At 64.3% G+C, this 2,552-nt stretch carries 1 protein-coding gene and 3 pseudogenes; 1 reads left to right on the forward strand and 3 read right to left on the reverse strand.

What is annotated here, in order from left to right:
* Positions 1–116 (forward strand): annotated as a pseudogene (locus ACEQX1_RS10995) (transposase); the annotation flags it as partial.
* A gap of 193 nt (positions 117–309) precedes the next feature.
* Here the strand turns inward: ACEQX1_RS10995 and istB are convergent.
* The 3 genes and pseudogenes from istB to ACEQX1_RS11010 form a co-directional block, all read right to left on the reverse strand.
* Positions 310–1,155, reverse strand: a pseudogene (istB, locus tag ACEQX1_RS11000) (IS21-like element helper ATPase IstB); the annotation flags it as partial.
* Positions 1,152–2,303, reverse strand: coding sequence for an IS21 family transposase (gene istA / locus ACEQX1_RS11005; RefSeq protein ID WP_370196827.1), 1,152 nt, complete (start codon positions 2,301–2,303; stop codon positions 1,152–1,154). The pseudogene istB and the gene istA, both read right to left, overlap by 4 nt.
* Positions 2,278–2,445, reverse strand: a pseudogene (locus tag ACEQX1_RS11010) (helix-turn-helix domain-containing protein); the annotation flags it as partial. The pseudogene ACEQX1_RS11010 and the gene istA, both read right to left, overlap by 26 nt.
* Positions 2,446–2,552 lie beyond the last annotated feature (107 nt).

The following is a 2,552-nucleotide window of genomic DNA, read 5'->3' on the forward strand; positions in this document are numbered from 1 at the left end:
TTCCGAAGCTGCGCAGGGGCAGCTACTTTCCCGGCTTTCTCGAGCCACCGTGCATGGCCGAGAAGGCCCTGACGGCTGTCATTCAAGAGGCCTATGTCCAGGACATCTCGACGCGCTAGGTCGACGACCTGGTCAAGGCGATGGGCATGACCGGCGCCAGCCTGCAATGGCGTTCCGTCGCCGACCAGATCGGGCCAAAGGTGCCCAAACTCGCCGCCATCCGTCAATGCCGACTGAATTTTCCCCAAAAGCGCCGAAGTAAAATTCCCCAGTTCGGCCGATCAGGCTGTCGCGGCGAGGTGTGCGCTTTTTTGGAGGACGTCCCCGAGGGCGAGAAGGAGTTGGGGCCGTCGGCGGCGAGATGGCGGCTTTAGAACGGAGATGCTCGGGCATCAGTGCAGCATGCTGGCGAAGCCGGTAGCTGGAGCCCTCGATCTGGATGACGATGGCGTGGTGTAGGAGGCGATCGAGGAGCGCGGTGGCTTCCACGGGATCGCCGAAGACATCTCCCCATTCGGCGAAGCCGCGGTTGGAGGTGAGGATCATCGCGCCCTTCTCGTATTGGGCGTTGACGAGCTGGAAGAAGAGATTGCCGCCGCCATGCACGACGGGGAGATAGGCGGTCTCGTCGACGACCAGGAGTGCCGGACGGCAGAAGAAGCGCAGTCGCTCGCGAAGGCGCCCTTCTCGTTCGGCCTGGGCGAGACTCGCGATGAGTTCTGCGAGTGCGCAGAAGTAGACGCTCTTTCCGGCTTTGACGGCTTCGACGCCGAGAGCGATGGCGAGGTGGCTCTTGCCGGTGCCGGGCGGTCCGAGGAAATGGACGACCTCGCCGCGGGCGACGAAGCCGAGCTCGGCGAGCGTGAGGATACGATCTCGGTCGAGCGAGGGTTGGAACGCGAAGTCGAAGCCGGCGAGCGTCTTGATAGTGGCGAGCCGCCCCATGCGCAACGCGGTCTTGATCCGGCTGTTCTCACGAAGGGTCAGCTCTTCGGAGAGGAGAATGTCGATGGCTTCGAGTGCGGCGATCTCGCCCTGCTCAAGCCGGCGCACGACGTGATCGAGTGCCTCCAGAGCTCTTGGCATTGTGAGGCCGACGAGGTCGTGGCGGATCCGGTCGATCGTCGAAGGTGTGACGTCCAACGAGTTCGTCATGCTCGCTGCTCCTGTGCCAGGGCCCGACCGACAGCGTCGTAGAAGGCGAGCGGGCGCTGGGGAACATTGTCGCCGGCGCCGTGAAGGACGGCGCTGATCTCGTGCTGGCCATTATGGCGCCGCCCCGGGTGGAAGCGACGATGGCCTGGCTCGACGCGGCGTTGATGCCGCTCTTCGAGAACGGGATGGGCGGCGATCAGGGTTCCATCTTCGAAGATACGGACCTCGTCGGCCAGGGTGTGGACCTCGACGGTGCGGCGCTTGGTGGCGTCGGGGACGGAATAAAAGTTACCGCCGACGCTGACCATGCCCTCGCGGCTGATGCGCCGCTCGAGCTTCAGGACCGAGCGGAACGGTGCCAGGGGCAACGACCGCAACGATGCCCGCACTTCGGCAAAAGCCTCGCTGGCGATACGCCGCGTGGTGGCCTGCCTTCTGGGGTTTGCGACGGTGTCGAGCCAATGTCGGAGTTGCCCGTTCAGATCCTCCAGATTGCGGAAGGATCGGGCGAGGAAGAAGTCCTCGCGGATGTAGCGGAACGGCCGCTCGACCTTGCCCTTGATTTTTGGCCCCGTAGGGCTTGCAGGCCTTGGGATGGAAGCCGTAGTGCGGGCGAGGTCGACGAGGGCCCGATTGTAAACGATCCCGCCGGTCTCGGCCTCGCCGATCACCGCTGTCTTAATCCTATCGTAGAGCACCTCACGCGGAGCGCCGCCCAAGGCGTCGAAGGCGGCGGCGTGACAGCGCAGGACCGTCGGCAGATCCTGATGGACGACGAAGCGCGCCCAGATGAACCGGCTGAAGCCGAGCACCATGGAGAACAGCCAGACGATCCGCGGTGTTGTCGGCTCATCGGTAAAGACGACCTGGAATTGTGCGAAGTCAACCTGCGCCTGCTCACCAGGCGGCGTCTCGAAACGGACCTCGAAGCCCTGTTCCCCGGCCGCGGGCCGGATGTCGCGCAGGAAATCGGTGACGGCCGTGTAGCCGCCGCCATAGCCGTGATCCTTCAGCTCCCGAAAGAGACGGCTGCCGGTCAGTCCCGGATAGCGGGTGAGGCGCTCGCGCAGATAGGCGGTGAAGGGATCGATGACCGCCTGTCGCGGTTTGCGAGGCCCGTATGCCGGGGCCTCCAGCCCGCGCTCGATATTTGCGCACCGTCTTGCGGTCGGCGCCCGTCGCCCTGGCGATCGCCGATACCGTAAGGCCCTGCCGATGCAGATCCAGGATCATCATCATCTCCCCAAGCTTGATCACCGCAATCCCCCTCCCGCCCATCGGGAGAAGCATCGGTGACGACGCGCCGCCGGTCTCCCGGGGCGAGATCGGAAGAGCGTCGTGTAGGGAAAGAGTGTCACAGACTGTGTAGATCTCGGTGGTCGCCGTATCATTAAAAA

Source organism: Aurantimonas sp. (assembly GCF_964217435.1).
Lineage (GTDB): Bacteria > Pseudomonadota > Alphaproteobacteria > Rhizobiales > Rhizobiaceae > Aurantimonas > Aurantimonas coralicida.